This is a genomic window from Aestuarium zhoushanense, from assembly GCF_056431045.1.
Genome location: NZ_JBWKMA010000022.1, coordinates 681,703 through 698,961 on the forward strand (window position 1 = coordinate 681,703; position 17,259 = coordinate 698,961).

At 56.1% G+C, this 17,259-nt stretch carries 17 protein-coding genes; 7 read left to right on the plus strand and 10 right to left on the minus strand.

The window, feature by feature from the left end:
* The first annotated feature begins 15 nt into the window (after positions 1 to 15).
* The gene (locus AC07ED_RS10825; RefSeq protein ID WP_105235792.1) at positions 16 to 867 is read left to right on the plus strand and encodes an MBL fold metallo-hydrolase; all 852 of its coding nucleotides are present in this window, start codon (positions 16 to 18) and stop codon (positions 865 to 867) included.
* Between the two features lie 37 nt (positions 868 to 904).
* On the opposite strand, the gene AC07ED_RS10830 is transcribed toward AC07ED_RS10825, so the two are convergent.
* The gene (locus tag AC07ED_RS10830; protein ID WP_105235793.1) at positions 905 to 2,275 is read right to left on the minus strand and encodes an aspartate aminotransferase family protein; all 1,371 of its coding nucleotides are present in this window, start codon (positions 2,273 to 2,275) and stop codon (positions 905 to 907) included.
* A gap of 116 nt (positions 2,276 to 2,391) precedes the next feature.
* Positions 2,392 to 2,868, minus strand: a complete 477-nt coding sequence (locus tag AC07ED_RS10835; RefSeq protein ID WP_211096404.1) for an Lrp/AsnC family transcriptional regulator — start codon at positions 2,866 to 2,868, stop codon at positions 2,392 to 2,394.
* Between the two features lie 68 nt (positions 2,869 to 2,936).
* Here AC07ED_RS10835 and argE point away from each other — a divergent pair, with 68 nt between their 5' ends.
* Together argE and AC07ED_RS10845 are read left to right on the plus strand one after the other, a co-directional pair.
* Positions 2,937 to 4,103, plus strand: a complete 1,167-nt coding sequence (argE, locus tag AC07ED_RS10840; RefSeq protein ID WP_105235794.1) for an acetylornithine deacetylase — start codon at positions 2,937 to 2,939, stop codon at positions 4,101 to 4,103.
* Between the two features lie 63 nt (positions 4,104 to 4,166).
* Positions 4,167 to 5,045, plus strand: coding sequence for a hypothetical protein (locus AC07ED_RS10845; RefSeq protein WP_105235795.1), 879 nt, complete (start codon positions 4,167 to 4,169; stop codon positions 5,043 to 5,045).
* A gap of 17 nt (positions 5,046 to 5,062) precedes the next feature.
* Here the strand turns inward: AC07ED_RS10845 and flgG are convergent, their stop codons facing one another.
* The 6 genes from flgG to flgB all read right to left on the minus strand — a co-directional run bounded on the left by flgG (position 5,063) and on the right by flgB (position 9,484).
* Positions 5,063 to 5,830, minus strand: a complete 768-nt coding sequence (flgG, locus tag AC07ED_RS10850; RefSeq protein ID WP_067550138.1) for a flagellar basal-body rod protein FlgG — start codon at positions 5,828 to 5,830, stop codon at positions 5,063 to 5,065.
* 72 nt (positions 5,831 to 5,902) lie between these two features.
* Positions 5,903 to 6,661 carry a flagellar basal body rod protein FlgF gene (locus AC07ED_RS10855; RefSeq protein ID WP_105235796.1) on the minus strand — a complete coding sequence of 253 codons (759 nt, stop codon included), beginning with the start codon at positions 6,659 to 6,661 and terminating at the stop codon, positions 5,903 to 5,905.
* A 21-nt stretch (positions 6,662 to 6,682) separates the two neighbouring features.
* Positions 6,683 to 7,960 (minus strand): flagellar hook protein FlgE, encoded by a 1,278-nt coding sequence (locus AC07ED_RS10860; RefSeq protein ID WP_105235797.1) that lies wholly within the window; start codon positions 7,958 to 7,960, stop codon positions 6,683 to 6,685.
* Positions 7,961 to 7,985: 25 nt separating this feature from the next.
* Positions 7,986 to 8,657, minus strand: a complete 672-nt coding sequence (locus AC07ED_RS10865) for a flagellar hook assembly protein FlgD (protein ID WP_067550144.1) — start codon at positions 8,655 to 8,657, stop codon at positions 7,986 to 7,988.
* Between the two features lie 15 nt (positions 8,658 to 8,672).
* On the minus strand, positions 8,673 to 9,092 hold the full coding sequence (gene flgC / locus AC07ED_RS10870; RefSeq protein WP_105235798.1) for a flagellar basal body rod protein FlgC: 420 nt from the start codon (positions 9,090 to 9,092) through the stop codon (positions 8,673 to 8,675).
* Entirely contained in the window at positions 9,092 to 9,484 is a 393-nt protein-coding gene (flgB, locus tag AC07ED_RS10875; RefSeq protein ID WP_105235799.1) for a flagellar basal body rod protein FlgB, read from the minus strand. Before flgB ends, flgC begins: the two co-directional genes overlap by 1 nt.
* An 86-nt stretch (positions 9,485 to 9,570) precedes the next feature.
* Here flgB and AC07ED_RS10880 point away from each other — a divergent pair, with 86 nt between their 5' ends.
* A complete protein-coding gene (locus tag AC07ED_RS10880) occupies positions 9,571 to 10,413 on the plus strand; it encodes a hypothetical protein (protein ID WP_105235800.1) in 843 nt (280 codons plus the stop codon).
* Between the two features lie 53 nt (positions 10,414 to 10,466).
* Here the strand turns inward: AC07ED_RS10880 and AC07ED_RS10885 are convergent, their stop codons facing one another.
* Positions 10,467 to 11,069: a response regulator transcription factor gene (locus tag AC07ED_RS10885; protein ID WP_067550152.1), complete on the minus strand. Its 603-nt coding sequence runs from the start codon at positions 11,067 to 11,069 to the stop codon at positions 10,467 to 10,469.
* A gap of 328 nt (positions 11,070 to 11,397) precedes the next feature.
* Here AC07ED_RS10885 and AC07ED_RS10890 point away from each other — a divergent pair, with 328 nt between their 5' ends.
* The 3 genes from AC07ED_RS10890 (at position 11,398) to AC07ED_RS10900 (ending at position 16,001) form a co-directional block, all read left to right on the plus strand.
* Complete coding sequence (locus AC07ED_RS10890) at positions 11,398 to 11,919, plus strand: oxidoreductase (protein WP_245918071.1); 522 nt, start codon at positions 11,398 to 11,400, stop codon at positions 11,917 to 11,919.
* Positions 11,920 to 11,956: 37 nt separating this feature from the next.
* A complete protein-coding gene (locus AC07ED_RS10895) occupies positions 11,957 to 14,521 on the plus strand; it encodes an ATP-binding protein (protein ID WP_158664547.1) in 2,565 nt (854 codons plus the stop codon).
* A 109-nt stretch (positions 14,522 to 14,630) separates the two neighbouring features.
* Positions 14,631 to 16,001, plus strand: coding sequence for an aminotransferase class III-fold pyridoxal phosphate-dependent enzyme (locus tag AC07ED_RS10900; protein ID WP_105236396.1), 1,371 nt, complete (start codon positions 14,631 to 14,633; stop codon positions 15,999 to 16,001).
* Here AC07ED_RS10900 and AC07ED_RS10905 read toward each other — a convergent pair whose 3' ends face one another.
* The gene (locus AC07ED_RS10905) at positions 16,002 to 17,243 is read right to left on the minus strand and encodes an Hsp70 family protein (protein ID WP_105235802.1); all 1,242 of its coding nucleotides are present in this window, start codon (positions 17,241 to 17,243) and stop codon (positions 16,002 to 16,004) included.
* Between the last annotated feature and the right edge of the window lie 16 nt (positions 17,244 to 17,259).

Below are 17,259 nucleotides of genomic sequence, written 5' to 3' on the forward strand. Positions count from 1 at the left end.
CACAAGGGCTATAGCATGGACAATTGCGTCACTCTCCTCGGGACCAAGGGCGGTCCTGCGATCAGACCTGGAACCCCGATGCCGACCTCGATCCTTGTGCGGTTGGCGGGGCAAGTGATCCTCGTTGATGCGGGTCTTGGTGTATCGCGGGCGGTTTGCGATGCGGGTGTCGCGCTGACCGACCTCGATGCGATTATCGTGACGCATATGCATTCCGACCATTATCTAGAGTTGGGACCACTGATGCACACGGCATGGACCGCTGGGCTAAAGCGCGCCGTGCCGATCTACGGCCCCGCAGGTCTGACCGCCTATTGGCAGGGGTTCCTTGCCTCGATGGAGGCCGATATTTCCCTGCGGATCGCGGATGAAGGCCGCCCAGCGCTAGAGCCATTGGCCGATATTCGGCTGCTCGATGCCGGGCAGTTTGCAATCGGCAGCGTAACGGTCGAGGCGATCCGCAATGAGCATCCGCCTCTTATCGACAGCTTTGCCCTGCGTATGGCGGGTGACGGGAAATCGACGACGCTTTCAGGTGATACGGCGCCAATCGACATGATGATCGACTTTGCCAAAGATACCGACCTCCTCGTTCATGAAGCGATGCTGAGCGCGGGCATTGATGCCCTGTGCAAACGGGTTGGGAATGGTGACGACCGTCTGAGGGTGCACCTTGAACGGTCACATTCGCCTGCGGCTGAGGTGGCTAAAATCGCGACGGCGGCAGGGGTGAAACAACTCGCCCTAAATCACCTGATCCCGAGCGACGATCCTGATTTCACCTTGGAAGATTGGCACGCAGAGATCACACCACACTACAGCGGGCCGCTGTTTGTCGGGACCGACGGGATGACGATCCCGCTTTAACGAAAAGGGCCGCAGCGAACTGCGGCCCGTTGTCGTTTTAACCGAGCACTTCTTTGATCGAGTCGACGGTGGCCGCGACGATGGTATCTGCCTCGTCTTTGGTCAGGCAGAACGGCGGCGCGTAGCCGAGGATGTCGCCTTGGGGCATCGCACGCGCAATCACACCACGCGACGCCATGGCAGCAGAGAGCGACGGGCCGATTTTCTGCGATGGATCGTAGAAGGTGCGGCTATCACGGTCAGCCACGAACTCTACCGCGCAGAGCATCCCTTCGCCGCGAACTTCGCCGACATTCGGGTGATCCGCCACGGCAGATTTCATCTGGGCGTTCAGATAGGCACCCATTTCGCCAGCGTTTTGAACGAGGTTCAATTCATCTAGCAATTTGAGGTTTGCCACGCCTGCAGCCGCGCCAATCGGGTGCGCAGAGTATGTCCAACCGTGACCGATGGGACCGTTTTCGTCGGTGCCCTGCTCTAACACTTTCCACATACGATCCGAGACGATCGAGCCAGACAGAGGCGCATAGGCAGACGTCAGACCTTTGGCGATCGTGATCAGGTCAGGTTTCAGGTCGTAGTGGTGCGAGCCGAACATGGACCCCAAACGGCCAAAGCCGGTGACGACCTCGTCCGCGATCAGCAGAATGTCGTGCTTTTCCAGAACAGCCTGAATAGCAGCCCAATAGCCAGCAGGCGGTGGGACGATGCCGCCTGTGCCCATGACAGGTTCACCGATAAAGGCCGCGATGGTGTCCGCGCCTTCGCGTTCGATCAGCGCTTCGAGTTCGGCGGCGCAATGCGCGGTGAACTGCTCTTCGGTCATGTTGACGTCAGGACGGCGGAAGTAATACGGCGCCTCGGTATGAATGACTTGTTCGAGCGGCAGATCGAATTTCGCATGGAACAGACCAAGGCCCGTCAGCGATCCCGTCATCAGGCCAGAGCCGTGATAACCACGCCAGCGCGAGATGATCTTTTTCTTTTCGGGGCGACCGAGGATGTTGTTGTAATACCAAACGAGTTTGATGTTCGTCTCGTTGGCATCCGACCCCGACAGGCCAAAGTAGACCTTGGACATGTGGTCCGGCGCACGGTCGAGCACCATTTTCGACAGGGTAACCGATGCCTCAGTCCCATGACCAACATAGGCGTGGTAATAAGCCAATTCGCGCGCCTGATCGGCAATCGCTTCGGCGATGTCCTGACGACCGTAGCCAACGTTCACGCAATAGAGGCCAGCAAACGCATCAAGGAGCTTTTTGCCGTCACGGTCTACGATGTGGCAGCCGCTCGCGGTTTTGATAATGCGGGTCGGGGTTTCGCCGCGGGCGTGTTGGGCCAGATGGGTCGAGGGGTGGAAAAAGTTCTCGCGGTCCCATTGGGCCAGTTGGTCGTTCGTCAGCATCGTCATTCCTATCGGGTAGAGTCGCGCGATAGTGCCCGCGAATTGCCCGAGGCAGGATGTGAAATTCACTGATGCCGCAGATGATTCAGCTGCAAAACGCGCACTAGACCCACAATTTAGTCTGCAAATAGATGCAGCGGCGGGAGGCCCCCACCCTTGATCTGTTTGGTCACGATATAGGTGAAATAACGAGCAATCCCGATCCGCGCCTCTAACAGATCGTCCATCGTCATCTGGTAGCTTTCTACATCGCGGGCCGCGACTTGCATCAGGTAATCATAGCCACCGCCTAAGGCCCAACAGTGGGTGATGTCGTCATGCGCCTCAATCCGTGCCTCGAACGTGCGGAACGATGCGGCGGTGTGATCTGCCAGTTCAACAACGACAAAGACCGTTACCCAAGGGCCGAGTTTGCGCAGATTGAACCGCGCCCCATAGCCGTCGATCAGCCCCGCCTTTTCCAGCTTTTTCAAACGATCCCAGCAAGGTGTCGGGGTCAAGCCGACCTTTTCTGCCAGCGCCGCCTTAGTGATCCTGCCGTCGGTGGCAAGGATGCGCAGAATGGCGATGTCGCGGTCGTCCAGCTTTATCATTCGAGCCTCGGCGAAAATGTGTCGCTTTCCTTCTACCGCGTCACGAAAGGTTCTGCCATGGTCGCGGCATGACTGATTTGCACACCACCCGCGCTATCCTTTCGGACCTCATCGCATTCGACACAACGTCGATCCTGCCGAACCGCCATTGCATTGACTACCTCGCAGCCAAGCTTGAGGATGCAGGTGCGCGGATTGAGATATTTGAGGACGAAACCGGCAAAAAGGCGAACCTCTGGGCGACAATCGGTCCCGAGGGGGACGGCGGGATCGTGCTATCGGGTCACACCGATGTCGTGCCTGTTGCCGATCAGGATTGGACAAGTGATCCGTTTGAATTGGTTGAACGGGACGGGAAGCTATTTGGACGTGGCACTTGCGATATGAAGGCGTTTATCGCCGCGGCTGTCGCGATGGCGCCTGAGTTTGCAAAACACGCCACCGCCCGCCCTGTCCATTTCGCCTTTACCTATGACGAGGAAACTGGCTGCCTTGGCGGTCAGGCCTTGGTCGAGGTGCTGCGCGAACGTGGCCTGCGCCCATCCATCGGGATCGTCGGGGAACCGACCGAGATGCGGATCATCGAAGGCCACAAGGGGTGCTATGAATACACCACGCATTTCCACGGCTCCGAAGGGCATGGCTCGGCCCCCGACCTCGGCGTGAATGCCGTCGAATATGCGGTGCGGTTTATATCGAAACTTCTGGAACTAAAGGACGCGCTAAAGTCCAAGGCGCCCGAAGACAGCCGTTTTGACCCGCCGTGGACCACGATCAACACAGGCAGCCTCATCGGTGGTGTCGCGCATAACGTCATTCCGGGCAAGGCAACCGTGCAATGGGAAATGCGGCCCGTTCAGGTGTCTGACGCGGACTTTGTTAAGGGCGAACTGGCGACCCACGTCGAGCATCTGAACAAACAGATGAAAGCCGTGCATCCTGATGCTGGCGTGCACACGCACACGATAGCCGAGGTTGTCGGGCTAGAACCCATGGCAGAAAACGCGGCGCGTGATCTGATCACAGAACTGACGGGCGCGAACGGCTGCGATGTGGTGCCGTTTGGGACGGAAGCGGGGTTATTCCAATCGATCGGAATGGATGTCGTGGTCTGCGGACCCGGGTCGATCGCCCAGGCCCATAAGCCCGACGAATACATCAGCCTCGACCAATTGGAACAGTGCATCACCATGCTGAAACGACTTTGTTCCAGACTTTCGACGCCGCGCCCCTAAACTCTGCTCTGTTTGCTTCGTTTTAGTGTCGACCTCTCACTTTTTGATGGAAGACGAGCAGACATGCAGACCAAGACTGATACGGCAAAGTCGCCGTCCCCGGCCCCGAACGTTCCGACCCGCTTTTACACCACAGGCGATTTTGTCGATCTGATCAACGCGCTTCGCGAATTCGATCCGGGTGCGGCATCGCATACACTGGTAGGTTTGCTGCGCATGGCGAGCGAAAACACCGCGACGCCCGTCGAACAGACCGCGCTGCGCATTGCGGGTCTGGGTGACATCGAAGCCAAAACCTTTGTCCTGACAGATGCAGCCAAAGACCTGCTCTATGATTTCTCAACGGGTGACTATTCGGGCAATGTGCGCCCCGGTCGCTATCGCGAAAACGTGGCCGCGAAGGAAGAGGAAGCGGAAGAGACCGATTACCTCAAGACCGACGCGCCAGAACCCGTTGCCCGCCTGAATATCGGTGGCACCAACTATGTGATCGGCGAGCTTGCTGCTCTCGACATGCTGGCGTTCCGTCTGGAAAGCGGCGGCGAGTGGCATCACCTCAGCAACACCGTTGAAGATGGCTGGTCGTCAATTGCGGCTGAAATTATCGCGGCGACCCGTGACACCACGCGTGAATATATCCGCATGCACATGATCCACCGTCGCAACGTGAACGTCGGCGACAACATCCGTCTGTTCGACCTCTATGGCTTTGAGTGGTTCATTCGCATCGACGACCAAGGCTGCTTTACCCGCGTGGAAGGCCGCAACTGGGAGCCTGTGAACATCGACGGTCTAGATATCGAAGAGGACCTTGGAAAAATCGCAGTTAACGCAATTATGGTCGCCGTGCCAGATGCACGCGAGCACTTCAAAGATGACGTTGATCAGTGGGCACGTCGCATCGCGGCTGGCGCAATGGTCATGCCAGCGTTCAATATGTGAGACAGGCCGAGGGCGATTTAGTCGCCCTCTTCTGCCGCAGAGATCGATTTGGAGTTGATTTCATAGGCCCGCTGGGTCTCGATCATGTCGACGAGTTCTTGGACCACATTCACGTTCGACGTCTCAAGCATCCCTTGGGTCAACTGTCCCAGACCTTCGGCTTGGGGTGTGGCCACGATGGGGGCACCGCTCGCGAGCGTTTCAACAAAGAAATTTTCGCCGATCGGTTCCAGACCCCGCGGGTTCGGGAAGTTGCCCAATGTGATCTGACCAATTTCTTGGTTCTGTGTGTCACCCGGCATCACAACGCTGACGATACCGTCCGCCGAAATGTTGATCTGGTTCGCTCCTTGGGGGATTTGAATTTCAGGCTGGATGACGTAGCCGCTCGCCGTAGTGAGCGTGCCCTCTTGGTTCATCGAAAACGTCCCGTCGCGAGTGTAGCCGATGCGGCCATCAGGGAGCAGAACCTGAAAGAACCCCTGCCCGTTGATCGCAACGTCGAGAGCGTTGCCCGTATCAGACAGCGCGCCTTGGGTATGGAGTTTGTCAGTGCTGACAACACGAACACCAGTACCGATGGCCAGAGCCGAGGTCAGGTTAGTGTTTTCCGACGTTTGATCACCGCCGGGGCGGGACACTTGATACAGAAGGGATTCAAAATTCGCGCGGTCGCGCTTGAAGCCTGTCGTATTAACGTTGGCAAGGTTGTTCGAAATGACCTGAAGCCGCGTCTGTTGGGCGTTTAGACCCGTCTTCGCGACGTGCATTGCATTGGTAGACATCTGGGCTCCTCTCGGTGGCTCACTTACCCTGTATGGTGCAAGCGCCGTGCCAGATGTCAGTGCAGAGAAATGTTATGCTGGGGCCCGCATAATTTCAGTGCCTGCCTCGTCCAATTCCTTGGCCGTATTGATCATGCGCATGTTCATCTCAAAGGCGCGCTGAATGGTGATCGATGAAATCAATTCCTCAGTCGCATTCACGTTTGCACCTTCAAGGACACCTTGGCGGACAGAAGCCATCTGGTTCGGCTGCGGCAACGTCCCATCAAGGTTTCGGATCAGGCCGTCCAATCCTTTGACCATTGTCACGTTCGGATCAGGAACCACGGTTCCGATCGTTGCGATCTCGACAGTCTCGCCGGGAGCACCGTCAATTGGTTCGATCACAATCTGACCAACCTCGGTGATTTGCATGGTCCGATATGGCGGCAAAGTGATTGGCGACATGTTGGTGTCGAGCACCATTTCGCCAGCGCCATTCACCAATTGGCCAGCTCCATCCGTCCGCAAATCGCCGCGACGGGTAAGACCGACCTCTCCATTGCCTTCTTTCACGAAGAAGTAGCCGTCTTCCATGATCGCCACGTCGAACGGATCGCCTGTTTGGTCCATAAAGCCAACTTCGCTCGCAAAGCGACCAAACTCGGTCTCAGAGGCAAACATACGTGCCTCAAAGCTTTGATCGTCTCGCAGCACATAAGAATTGGCTTGGGCAGGAAGATCGCGCCGGTAGCCCGGCACGTTCATGTTTGCGAGGTTTTGCGCCGAAATGGCCTGCAGATCCTGAACGGTCTGCATAGAGTTCATAAGGGTGTGAACCATACGATCCATAACGGCGTCTCCTTAGGTAAATTAGCTGCGGATTTGCAGGATGGTCTGCATCAGCGAGGACGATGTCTCCATCGCTTTTGCGTTCGCCTGATAGTTCCGTTGTGCCGAAATCAGGTTCACCAGTTCTTCGGTCAGGTCGACGTTCGACCGTTCGAGCATACCCGACTGAAGACGACCAAACCCAGATTCACCTGCCGCCGAGAAGTTCGGACGACCCGAGTCAGATGTTTCTTCAAAGCTGGTGTTACCGCCCTGTCGCAGACCCTGCGGGTTTGCGAAGTCAGCCAATGCGATACGGCCAAGTGCAAGACGCGCTTGCGAGCCGTAGCTGCCCCAGATCACGCCGCCAGCGTCAACTTCGAGGCTGGACAGACCGATTTCGCGGACGCCATTTTCCTGAACGCTCGCAACCGAGAACGGCAGATCGCGCAGACGCGAACCGTCGGTATTCACGGTGTAATCAACGCCAGCAAGTGCGAAGGTCAGAGGAGTCGTCGCATCGACTTCACCCGCTTCGTCAAAGACCATCGTTGCAGGGGTCGTCGCGCCGGTCGACGGGTATTCGCTGCCGTCAACGAACAGATGCATCTGATATTCGGTGGTCGGATCAGTGGCGTCGGGGGATTTCGAACGAACAAAATAAGCACGCGCTTCAATCGTTTGACCGTTCTCATCCATCATCGGGATCGGCGACGAGAATGCGTAGGTCGTCGGATTGGTGCTGTCGAAAGCATTGGTCGCTGGAACTGCGTCCTGCTGGCCGAGCATATCTTCACCGCGAGGCATATTCACCGCGAGGTTAATTTCGGTCGTGCGAGCAACCTCACCAAAGCTCAGCGGGATCGAAACAGGGCTAAGCGATTGCGCAGACATCTCAAGAATACTGCCATCATCGGCTACAGGGTAAGCCAGTAGTGCACGACCCGAACTATCCGCAACCAGACCCTCCGCATCAATCGAGAACGCGCCGTTACGGATGTAATTGATGTCGACAACCTCATCACGGTCGGACAATTGCGGCGATACCGCAAAGAAGCCCGCGCCCTGGATCGCGATGTCGAGGGTCTGACCCGTGGCAACAAAGTTACCTTGACCGAACTGGGTCGATACGCGGGACAGGTGGGTACCAGAACCCGTCACCGTGCGGAACGCGTTCATCGGAGCCGAGTAGTAGTCATCCGAAAATTCAGCGCGGCTTTTGCGGAACGCGTTTGTGCCCGCGTTCGAGATGTTGTGCGATGTGGTGGCGATGTCCGATTGTGCTGCCATCAGGCCGGACAGGGCGGTGGTCATACTCATGTTTCAAAAACCTCCGGTTATAGGATTAACGGAACGCTGTGACTTCGGTCGTATCGAGGGCTCCGTAATCCTCGACGAGAAGAGTGATGGTGTCGCTCGACGGTCCGCCCAAAGCGGAGTCGACGCGTGCAAAGACCGAAGCCGGAACACTGATCGTTCCGTTTTCGGTTTCGGCCATGATGGACACGCGAACCTGTCCGTTGACGGCCTGAATGGCGGCAGGAACCTCGTCCCAGCCGAATTCGATCATGCCACCGACCTGCGCGCCCAGTTCTTGGACGTGGATCGGTTGGTTGGTGTTTGGATCGGTGTAGGTGACGGTCATCGACGATACGTTAGACGACAGTTCAGCCATCCCGTGAATTTCGCCCTGATCATCGACCCGCGCCATGTTGCCAGGGACCAGAACAGAGTGACCCAGTAGGCTAGCGGCCGTCGACACGCGGTTCCCGCCGAGCATATCGCCGAGCGATGTGACCGACGCGTTCACACGGTCGATGCCCTCAACGGTCGAGAACTGCGCCATCTGCGAGATGAATTCGGTGTTGTCCATCGGGGACAGCGGGTCTTGGTTCTGGAGCTGGGTAGTCAGCAGAACGAGGAATTCTTGTTGTCCCAACGAATTGGCCTGTTTGTCAGTTGTGACCTGACCCAAGTTGCCGGTGTAGAACGGGTTCGACCCATCAATCGTCGTCATCTCGTCAGCCCTTCCTTATTTGCCCATCGCGACAGTGCGCGACATGAGCGTCCGCATGGTCGACACTGCTTCGAGCGTGTTTTGGTATTCGCGGCTGGCTTCCATCATCTCGACCATCTCTTCTTCGACGTTGACGGTTGAGGCGTAGACAAAGCCATTGGCGTCAGCCAACGGGTGATCCGGCAGGAATTTGGACTCTGGGTCGCGGTCTAGCTGGACAACATCCACAGCGCGCGAGGTCGCTAAGGTGCCTAGATCGCCAATCTGACCCGAATATTCTGTCTCAAACACAGGTCGCATCGCACGGTAGGCTTCTTCGGGGGAAGACGCGACAGAACCAGCGTTGGCGATGTTCGACGCCAAGGTGTTCATCCGCACCATCTGTGCAGACATCGCCGTTTTACCGAGGTCAAAAATGTTGCTAGGGCCGCTCATCATTCACCTCTAATCACAGTCATAAGGCCGGAAATCCGACGGTTCAGAAGCTCAAGGCTGGTTTGGTAGCGAACCGTGTTTTCCGCGAATTCCATCTGTTCAAGCGCCATATCGACGGTATTCCCGTCCATCGATGGCATTACAGCGACGCGGTATCCGTTTTCGCCCGCAGGCCCAGTGGTCGGCATAGCCATGTGCTGCGACGACGAGGTCCGCAACGAAGCGCCCAGTTGAGTTTGGCGCGATAGTTCTGCTTCAAAATCAAAGTCTCTGGCTTTGAATCCTGGCACCGACGCGTTGGCGATGTTGGATGCCAAAACGTTGTTCCGCTGCCCGCGCAAAGCCAATGCTTGCGCGTGGATGCCTAAACCTTCTCTCAATCCTGTCGTCATAGTTGCTATCCGGTTCTCGGGCGAAGACCGCCAATCAGACCGGAAACTGCAAGGGCTGTGCCAACTGCCCAAAGCCGGAGCAGCGCATGTCGAAACAAAACCTCCTTCCGCGTTCAAACGCTGCAAAAAAAGCAGTGCGCGCGATTATGCGCAAAATCTCGACCGAGCCAAATAGCCCTGACATTGCGCGGTTGACCGAACTCTACGACCGAGCAGCCGATCGTGAAACGCGACGCTTGTTGCGTGCTGTGAGGATGCAAATTTTGACTGCAGAGCCGTCTAAACCAGCTAAGTTCATCCCGAAAAAGCTGCCAAAACCTGAGCCAGTGATCGAAGAGCCCATTGAGAAAATCGAAGTCGCTGAGGAAGCTCCGCCAGCGAAGGTCAAACCCAAAAAGGCATCTTCAATGATGTCGTTGGATTTGTCTGACGCGACGATGCTTCTGCAATTCGGTGGTAACGACACTGTCGAAGAGGAAGAAGAGGACCAGAGCGTAGCGGATCGCAGCGACGCCGACGACATTTCGCTCGATGGCACCGCAGACGCCCCAACCGACGAACAGGTTCTGGACGAAGTCGTCTCAGCGCTTGCCGAAGACGAGACCGACGCGCTTGATGTGTCCAACTTTACATCGCTCGCACCAGCTCCTTCGACTAACTTCTCGGCGTCAGAACTCGTGTTCCCGCCCGACGATAGTGACACAAGTCAGTCCGACGTTGACTGGGACCCTTTTGCGGAAGCCTATGAAACGGAGCGATCTGACACCACCGAAGTCGAAGCGGCCGAAGTGGTCGAACCCCAACCAGAGGCACCCAAACCCGTCAGAGCGAAAAAGGGCGTGCCCACTACAGACCTCTCCGCACTGAGCGGCGGTAGTGCCCTCTTTGACCAGTTAGGCGGAAGCTTTGGCGACGACATGGACGATTAAAAAAGGCGGCCCTCTCGGACCGCCCTTTTCTGCCGTGAGTGGCGTTTAAATTCTTAGACGAGGTTACGATCGCGTGCGATCATCGCTGCCTGCGTACGGTTCCGCGCGTCGAGCTTGCGGCTCAGTGTCTTGACGTGGAGTTTCACAGTCACTTCCTGAAGATCGAGGTCGCGAGCGATCTCTTTGTTCGATTTACCTTCGCAGATGCCACGCAGAACGTCAGTTTCGCGTTTGGTTAGCAGACCGTCACCCGCAGCCGGCGCTTCTTGCATGAAGCCGAACGGGGCGTAGGTTTCACCAGCCGCCATAAAGCGGATCGCTGTCACCATCGATTTCGAGGCAAGCGTTTTCGGAACAAACCCTGCCGCGCCAGCCTTTAGAGCGGCGTCAGCAACGTCGCGGGTCGCAGTGCCGGACAGGATCGCAACAGGGCGACCGTCGTTCGACGCGCGCATCTTGGTCAAACCTTCGAGGCCATTCATCCCCGGCATGTTGTAGTCTAGGAGAACCACATCGAAGCTACCAGTTTCTTCTGTGATCTTCACAGCTTCATCCAATGACGCAGCCGTCTTAACTTCGACGACCCCTTCAGCCATCAAAAAGGCCGCAACAGTCTCTCGAACCAGATCATGGTCGTCTGCGATAAGTACCCGCATGGTTTGCTCCGTCAATTTTGTGGAGTATCCGCCCTGTGCTAAGGGAGTTGTCCCACCTAATTTCGCGCCTTTAACGACGCCTTGTACATTTTGATTATACATCATTTCACCATTCAACCCGAAGAAATCAAACTTCGCTACTAAGGAATGGTTACCGCACAACCAGACGATGTCGTATACTTGCGTACGTATACTTTAACGTTCTCACGGCAACATAATATATACTTTAGCATACACCAATACCCCTATGCTTGAATGCAACCTACTTCAAAAGGTGCAATCTCAGAGCCTGAAGATACCAATCCACCCAGAGGAGATTCGAAAGCAAATGGAACAGTCGTTTTTAAAACTAGGAAAAATTGCAGCAACCATTTGTTTTGCATCATTTTCAACCACCTCTCACGCTGCAGATTTGGCGCAACCAAAAAGTGAAATCCTTCTGACGGTCTCTGGTGGAATCGCCTCGACAAACGCCAATGATACTGCAGTTTTTGATCTCGACATGATCAAAGAGCTCGGCATGACGTCGATCGAGACAACAACAATTTGGACCGAAGGTGTTCAATCTTTCGTTGGCGTCCCGCTCACCGCTCTACTTGAAGCTGTTGAAGCCGAAGGAACTGTCATCAAGGCGACTGCAGTTAACGATTATGCAATCGAAATTCCTCTTGATGATCCAACCAGCACAGCTGCGCTGATTGCTTATGAAAATAACGGTTCTGTGATGACACTTCGTGACAAGGGGCCCCTCTGGATTGTATATCCCTACGATGAGGCTCCCCAATTCCAAACCGAAGTCGTTTATTCTCGGAGCATTTGGCAGCTAGATCGTATAGAAATATCGGAATGATCCGTTAGGTCATGAGTAAATAGAACACGGATGGTTCGTGACGGCTCAAGGCAACAAACAACAGCCCCTAAGATGGGCCCGCTTTGGCATACTTGGTGTGGTTCTCTTGGTGTGCTTTGGCGCGATTGCCATCCTCGGCTTCGAGGTGAACCGAAAGATTAAGGAACAAGCGACCGCAAGTTCCGATAACGTGCAATGGGTATTGTCCCAGCTGGAAGTTGAGTATCTCAACTTCCACGCTGCAATCACAGAGGCTCAACTCGATGGCGACGTAGGGGATGTTCGGCGACGGTTTGACATCCTTTACAGCCGCGTGGCCACATTCCGCACGGGCCAAGCCTATGAAACGCTGAGGGGCGAACTGTCGTTTGCGAACCTGCTGGCGGGGCTAAACGCAGCCGTCAACGACATGATCCCGCTGATTGATGGGCCAGACGACGAACTGCGCGCTCAATTGCCAGAACTATCTAAACAGGTCGAAATTGTTGGGACTCCCGTTCGGCAAATTGCATTGATCGGCATCGACTATTTTGCTGGCGTCTCAGACCGAAGCAGGTCCGAGGTTTGGCTCACCTTGATGCGCGTAGCAGCGCTGACCATGGCGCTCGTCATGGCGCTCGTGATCCTCGCCATCGTTCTGTTCCAATTGTATCGCGTCGCGCAACGCAATGCCGAAGTCACACGAACCACCTCTGCCCGCCTCGAAGCGATGGTGTCTTCGACACTCGACGCCGTCATCGTGATCGATGAGGCGGGGTTGATTGTCGAATATAACGGCGCTGCGGAATACATTTTCGGTTATAGCCGGACCGAAGCCATCGGATCGCCGATGGTCGATATGATTATCCCGCTGAAATACCGCAAAGCACACCTTGAGGGTATGAAACGCCACCTTCGGGACGGAAGCACACATGTGGTTGGTCGTGGGCGCATCCAGATGGAAGCCCTACGCAAAAACGGTGAGCTGTTCCCTTGCGAATTCTCTATCGCGCGGGCGCCGGCATCGAACCGCATTTTGTTCGTGTCATTCCTTCGCGACAACTCCGCTCAGGTCGCCGCAGAGCAAGAACTGCTCAAGGCACGCGATGAGGCTTTGGCTGGGGAACGGACCAAAGCTGAATTCATGGCTGTTATGAGCCACGAAATGCGCACCCCTCTCAACGGGATGTTGGGGACGATGGAGCTGCTCGCGGAAACCGAGCTCAATCCGCGTCAACGTGATTACCTGCGGATTATCGAAACCTCTGGCAGGCTGCTCTTGCACCATGTCAATGACGTGTTGGACATCGCGCGGCTTGATGCAGGTCGGACAGGTTCTGAGAAGAGGCCGTTTAATTTGTCTGTCCTCGTGAGCGAAGTCGCGGACGGTCAGCGCAGCCTCGCACATGCGAACCACACGGAACTCGAAATCGATCTCGAAGCGCTCGGTAATCCGACAGTTCTGGGCGACCAGCAACGGTTGCGTCAGGTGCTGCTGAACCTCGTCTCAAACGCGATCAAGTTTACCCGTGACGGCGTCGTTCGCATTGAGGCCGAAAAACTGGGTGACAGTGATGTGGTCGAATTCCGCATTATCGACAGCGGCATCGGCATCAACGAAGAGGATCTTGATCGGATCTTTGATGACTTCGTGACGCTGGACACGACATATGCGCGCGAATACGGCGGCACGGGCCTCGGCCTTGGGATCGCGAAACGTCTGATTGAATCGCTTGATGGGGCCATTGGCGCAGAGAGCGAACCGGGCGATGGCAGCCTGTTCTGGTTCCGCCTGCCTCTACCAATCCTATCCAAAGGCGCTGCCGAAACTGTCGAAGTTGAAGCAAAACCAGCGCCGCGCCCAAAACCAGAACAATCGCTCGATATTCTTGTGGTCGAGGACAACCAGATCAACCAGTTGGTGGTCGAAGAGATGTTGCGCAAAGAAGGTCACAGCGTGACCCTCACCAACGATGGTCAAGAGGGCGTCGCAGCCGCGAACCTGCGTCACTACGATGTTATCTTGATGGATATTTCGATGCCGCGCATGGATGGCGTCGCCGCCACCCTAGCCATTCGTAACGGTGACGGACGTTGTCGCGACACACGTATTGTTGCGCTTACCGCAAACGCACTGCCAGAGGACATTGAACGGTTCAAAGACTCAGGCATGAACGATGTTTTGGTCAAACCGATTTCGCGTGCAAAGCTCGCCAAAGCTCTGAGCATCAAGGTTCCTGAAACAATAGCATCTGCAGCCCCCCGCGCACTGCCTGCCCTTCTCGACACCGAAGCCGTGCGCGGCCTCTTGAGCGACCTTGGCGCCGAAAGATCGTCGAAACTGCTGAACGCGTTCCTGGCCGAAACCGATAGCTTGGTCGACCAGTTCACAACCTCACCTGACAACGACGACAACATCCTGATCAGCGACATCCACAAACTGGCTGGATCGGCGTCTCTCTTTGGCACACTGCAATTCAGCGATTTGCTACGCGAGCTTGAGGTGTTGGGGAAATCGGGCCGCGCCGACGAAATGCGTGCCAAGCTGTCCGACCTACCGCAATGTTGGTCTATGACTCGCAATGCACTCGAGGAAATCGCCTCAGAAAACGTCTCGCAATAAGTCGATTGTCCTTTTCGAACAGGTTGACGAAAGCCAAAATCCAGCGCACCCTCCGATCAATATGATCAAATTATCGGGAACCTTTATGGTCCCGCCTTCGGAGGTTTCCATGTCTCAATATCATAACGATCCTGCTTCGGTCATCGAATCCGACCGCGCGCATGTGTGGCACCATCTTGCGCAACACAAACCCTTTGAAACGATCGATCCGCAGATCATCGTCGAGGGCAAAGGGATGCGCGTTTGGGACATCACTGGCAAAGAGCACCTCGATGCTGTGTCGGGCGGTGTATGGACCGTAAACGTTGGCTATGGCCGTACAGAAATTGCTGATGCCGTCCGCGATCAGCTGGTGAAAATGTGCTACTTCGCCGGCGCTAAGGGGACCATTCCGGGTGCAGAATTCGCACAGCGCTTGATCGAAAAGATGCCGGGTCTGGACCGCGTCTACTATGCGAACTCGGGGTCTGAGGCGAACGAAAAAGCCTTTAAAATGGTCCGCCAAATTTCGCACAAACACTATGGCGGCAAGAAACACAAAATCCTCTACCGTGACCGCGATTACCACGGCACCACGATTGCCTGCCTTTCCGCAGGTGGCCAGCAAGAACGCAACGCGCAGTATGGCCCGTTTGCACCTGGTTTTGTTGAAGTTCCGCATTGCCTCGAATACCGCGCTGATCAGCCAGGCGAAGGATATGGCGAACGCGCGGCACAAGCGATTGAAGACGTGATCCTGCGCGAGGGTCCAGACACCATCGGTGCACTCTGCCTAGAACCGATCACCGCCGGTGGCGGCATCATCGTGCCGCCGCAAGGGTATTGGGAACGCGTTCAGGAAATCTGTAAGAAATACGATATCCTGCTGCACATCGATGAAGTTGTTTGTGGCCTTGGTCGCACGGGGACTTGGTTCGGCTATCAGCAATTCGGCATCAAACCCGATATCGTCACGATGGCCAAAGGCGTCGCGTCTGGCTATGCGGCGATCTCTTGCTGTGTCACCACGAACGAGGTCTTTGAGAAATTCAAAGATGCCGACGATCCGCTCGGCTATTTCCGCGATATTTCGACCTTCGGCGGCTGCACGGCTGGCCCGGTTGCAGCTCTCGAAAACATGCGCATCATCGAAGAGGAAAACCTCTGCGAGAACTCTGCTGCGATGGGCAACCGCCTCCACCAGAACCTGCTCGACCTGATGAACAAACACGAATGCATCGGCGAAGTCCGCGGCATGGGTCTGTTCCAAGGTGCGGAACTGGTCAAGAGCCGCGAAACCCGCGAACCGATGGACGAAAAACGTGTGATGGCGGTCGTTGCGGACTGTCTGAAAAACGGCGTGATTATTGGCGCTTCGAACCGCTCTATGCCGGGCTTCAACAATACTCTGTTGTTCGCTCCCGCATTGATCGCGACTGCGGACGATATCGACCAGATCACCGCTGCGGTCGATCAGGCCCTGACACGCGTGATGGCCTAATCAGCCAACCGAAGCGAGCGCCAAACCGTCGACAACAGCGGTGAAGGCCTCGTTTCGGTTGATACGCGCCATTGGACAGGCGGCGCGTGCCTCGGATTGAACAAGGTTCATGAGGCTCGACCCGCCGACCAATACAACAGATGTGATTTTATCTGGTGTGAGGCCCGCACCGAAAATCGTCGCATAGATCGCCTCGCGCAACTGCATCTGAAATTCGGACAAAGAGTCGCCCATCGACCCCGCCGAGATTGGGACAGTCAGACCCTTTTCAACTGAACCCAGATCAATTTTCGCTGACCGTTCGCCCGAGTTGGCGGCGATTTTTCCCGCCTCAACCGCGAAAGCGATTTCGTGGCCAAGCTGGTCTTCGATTACAGCATGAAGTCGATCCATCGCGTCGCTGTCGACAGCATGACGCTGCATATCCTCGATCAAACGAAGCGTTTCGCGGGTATAGAGAAACGGGATCTTGGCCCAAGTTGAGAGATCGACATAGAGCGATTTGGGCACGGGCAGTAGACCTTCGCCAAAGGTGCGCCGCAACTCTCCGCCATATCCGAAATAGGGCATCGCGTGGGCCATCGAAATCGCGTGGTCAAAATCGGTACCGCCCAATCTGATGCCGTGGCTGTGCAGAATATCCAGCCGATCATCATCGCTCTGGAACACGGAAAAGTCGGAGGTGCCGCCGCCGATATCCACGATCAGCCCCGTTTGCCCAACCCCACCAAAAGCACGACTGGCCCAAGCGGCAGCTTCGGGTTCGAACATAAACTCAACGTCGTTAAAGCCCGCCGCGTGATAGCAGGCCCGCAAGTCATCCTCGGCCTTTTGATCGCGCTCAGCATCGGCAGAGTGAAACCTAACGGGACGCCCAGACAAAACGCGCGTGCAGGTCTGACCGATCTGCACCTCGGCACGGGTTTTCACCTCAACTAAGAACGCCGTTACAATGTCGGCCAGCGTGCGGCGCTGCCCACCAATGGGGCGCTGTTCGTGAAATAGCGATGTGCCCAGGACAGATTTCAGCGCGCGCATGTAGCGCCCCTCATCCCCCGCAATCAGCGCCTCAGCCGCAGCGGCACCGATCACCATTTTGCCGCGGTCAGCCGGAAAAAACACGGCAGTCGGCAGGGTATCCGCGCCATCCTCAATCGGGAGCCGACGCAGAACACCATTTTCAACGATGGCGACGGCGGAATTCGAAGTTCCAAAGTCAATTGCGAGTGTGGGAGCGGTCATAGGGTATTCCAACGTC

What these genes read in the sequence shown, in the direction of transcription:
- AC07ED_RS10855 (WP_105235796.1), bottom strand. Translation starts at nt 6,661, where the DNA reads ATGGATCGTATGGTTCACACCCTTATGAACTCTATGCAGACCGTTCAG.
- flgG (WP_067550138.1), bottom strand. Translation starts at nt 5,830, where the DNA reads ATGTCTACCAATGCAATGCACGTCGCGAAGACGGGTCTAAACGCCCAA.
- flgC (WP_105235798.1), bottom strand. Translation starts at nt 9,092, where the DNA reads ATGAGCGGCCCTAGCAACATTTTTGACCTCGGTAAAACGGCGATGTCT.
- argE (WP_105235794.1), top strand. Translation starts at nt 2,937, where the DNA reads ATGACTGATTTGCACACCACCCGCGCTATCCTTTCGGACCTCATCGCA.
- AC07ED_RS10900 (WP_105236396.1), top strand. Translation starts at nt 14,631, where the DNA reads ATGTCTCAATATCATAACGATCCTGCTTCGGTCATCGAATCCGACCGC.
- AC07ED_RS10830 (WP_105235793.1), bottom strand. Translation starts at nt 2,275, where the DNA reads ATGCTGACGAACGACCAACTGGCCCAATGGGACCGCGAGAACTTTTTC.
- AC07ED_RS10860 (WP_105235797.1), bottom strand. Translation starts at nt 7,960, where the DNA reads ATGAGTATGACCACCGCCCTGTCCGGCCTGATGGCAGCACAATCGGAC.
- AC07ED_RS10890 (WP_245918071.1), top strand. Translation starts at nt 11,398, where the DNA reads ATGGAACAGTCGTTTTTAAAACTAGGAAAAATTGCAGCAACCATTTGT.
- AC07ED_RS10845 (WP_105235795.1), top strand. Translation starts at nt 4,167, where the DNA reads ATGCAGACCAAGACTGATACGGCAAAGTCGCCGTCCCCGGCCCCGAAC.
- AC07ED_RS10905 (WP_105235802.1), bottom strand. Translation starts at nt 17,243, where the DNA reads ATGACCGCTCCCACACTCGCAATTGACTTTGGAACTTCGAATTCCGCC.
- AC07ED_RS10865 (WP_067550144.1), bottom strand. Translation starts at nt 8,657, where the DNA reads ATGACGACGATTGATGGGTCGAACCCGTTCTACACCGGCAACTTGGGT.
- AC07ED_RS10880 (WP_105235800.1), top strand. Translation starts at nt 9,571, where the DNA reads ATGTCGAAACAAAACCTCCTTCCGCGTTCAAACGCTGCAAAAAAAGCA.
- flgB (WP_105235799.1), bottom strand. Translation starts at nt 9,484, where the DNA reads ATGACGACAGGATTGAGAGAAGGTTTAGGCATCCACGCGCAAGCATTG.
- AC07ED_RS10835 (WP_211096404.1), bottom strand. Translation starts at nt 2,868, where the DNA reads ATGATAAAGCTGGACGACCGCGACATCGCCATTCTGCGCATCCTTGCC.
- AC07ED_RS10885 (WP_067550152.1), bottom strand. Translation starts at nt 11,069, where the DNA reads ATGCGGGTACTTATCGCAGACGACCATGATCTGGTTCGAGAGACTGTT.
- AC07ED_RS10825 (WP_105235792.1), top strand. Translation starts at nt 16, where the DNA reads ATGGACAATTGCGTCACTCTCCTCGGGACCAAGGGCGGTCCTGCGATC.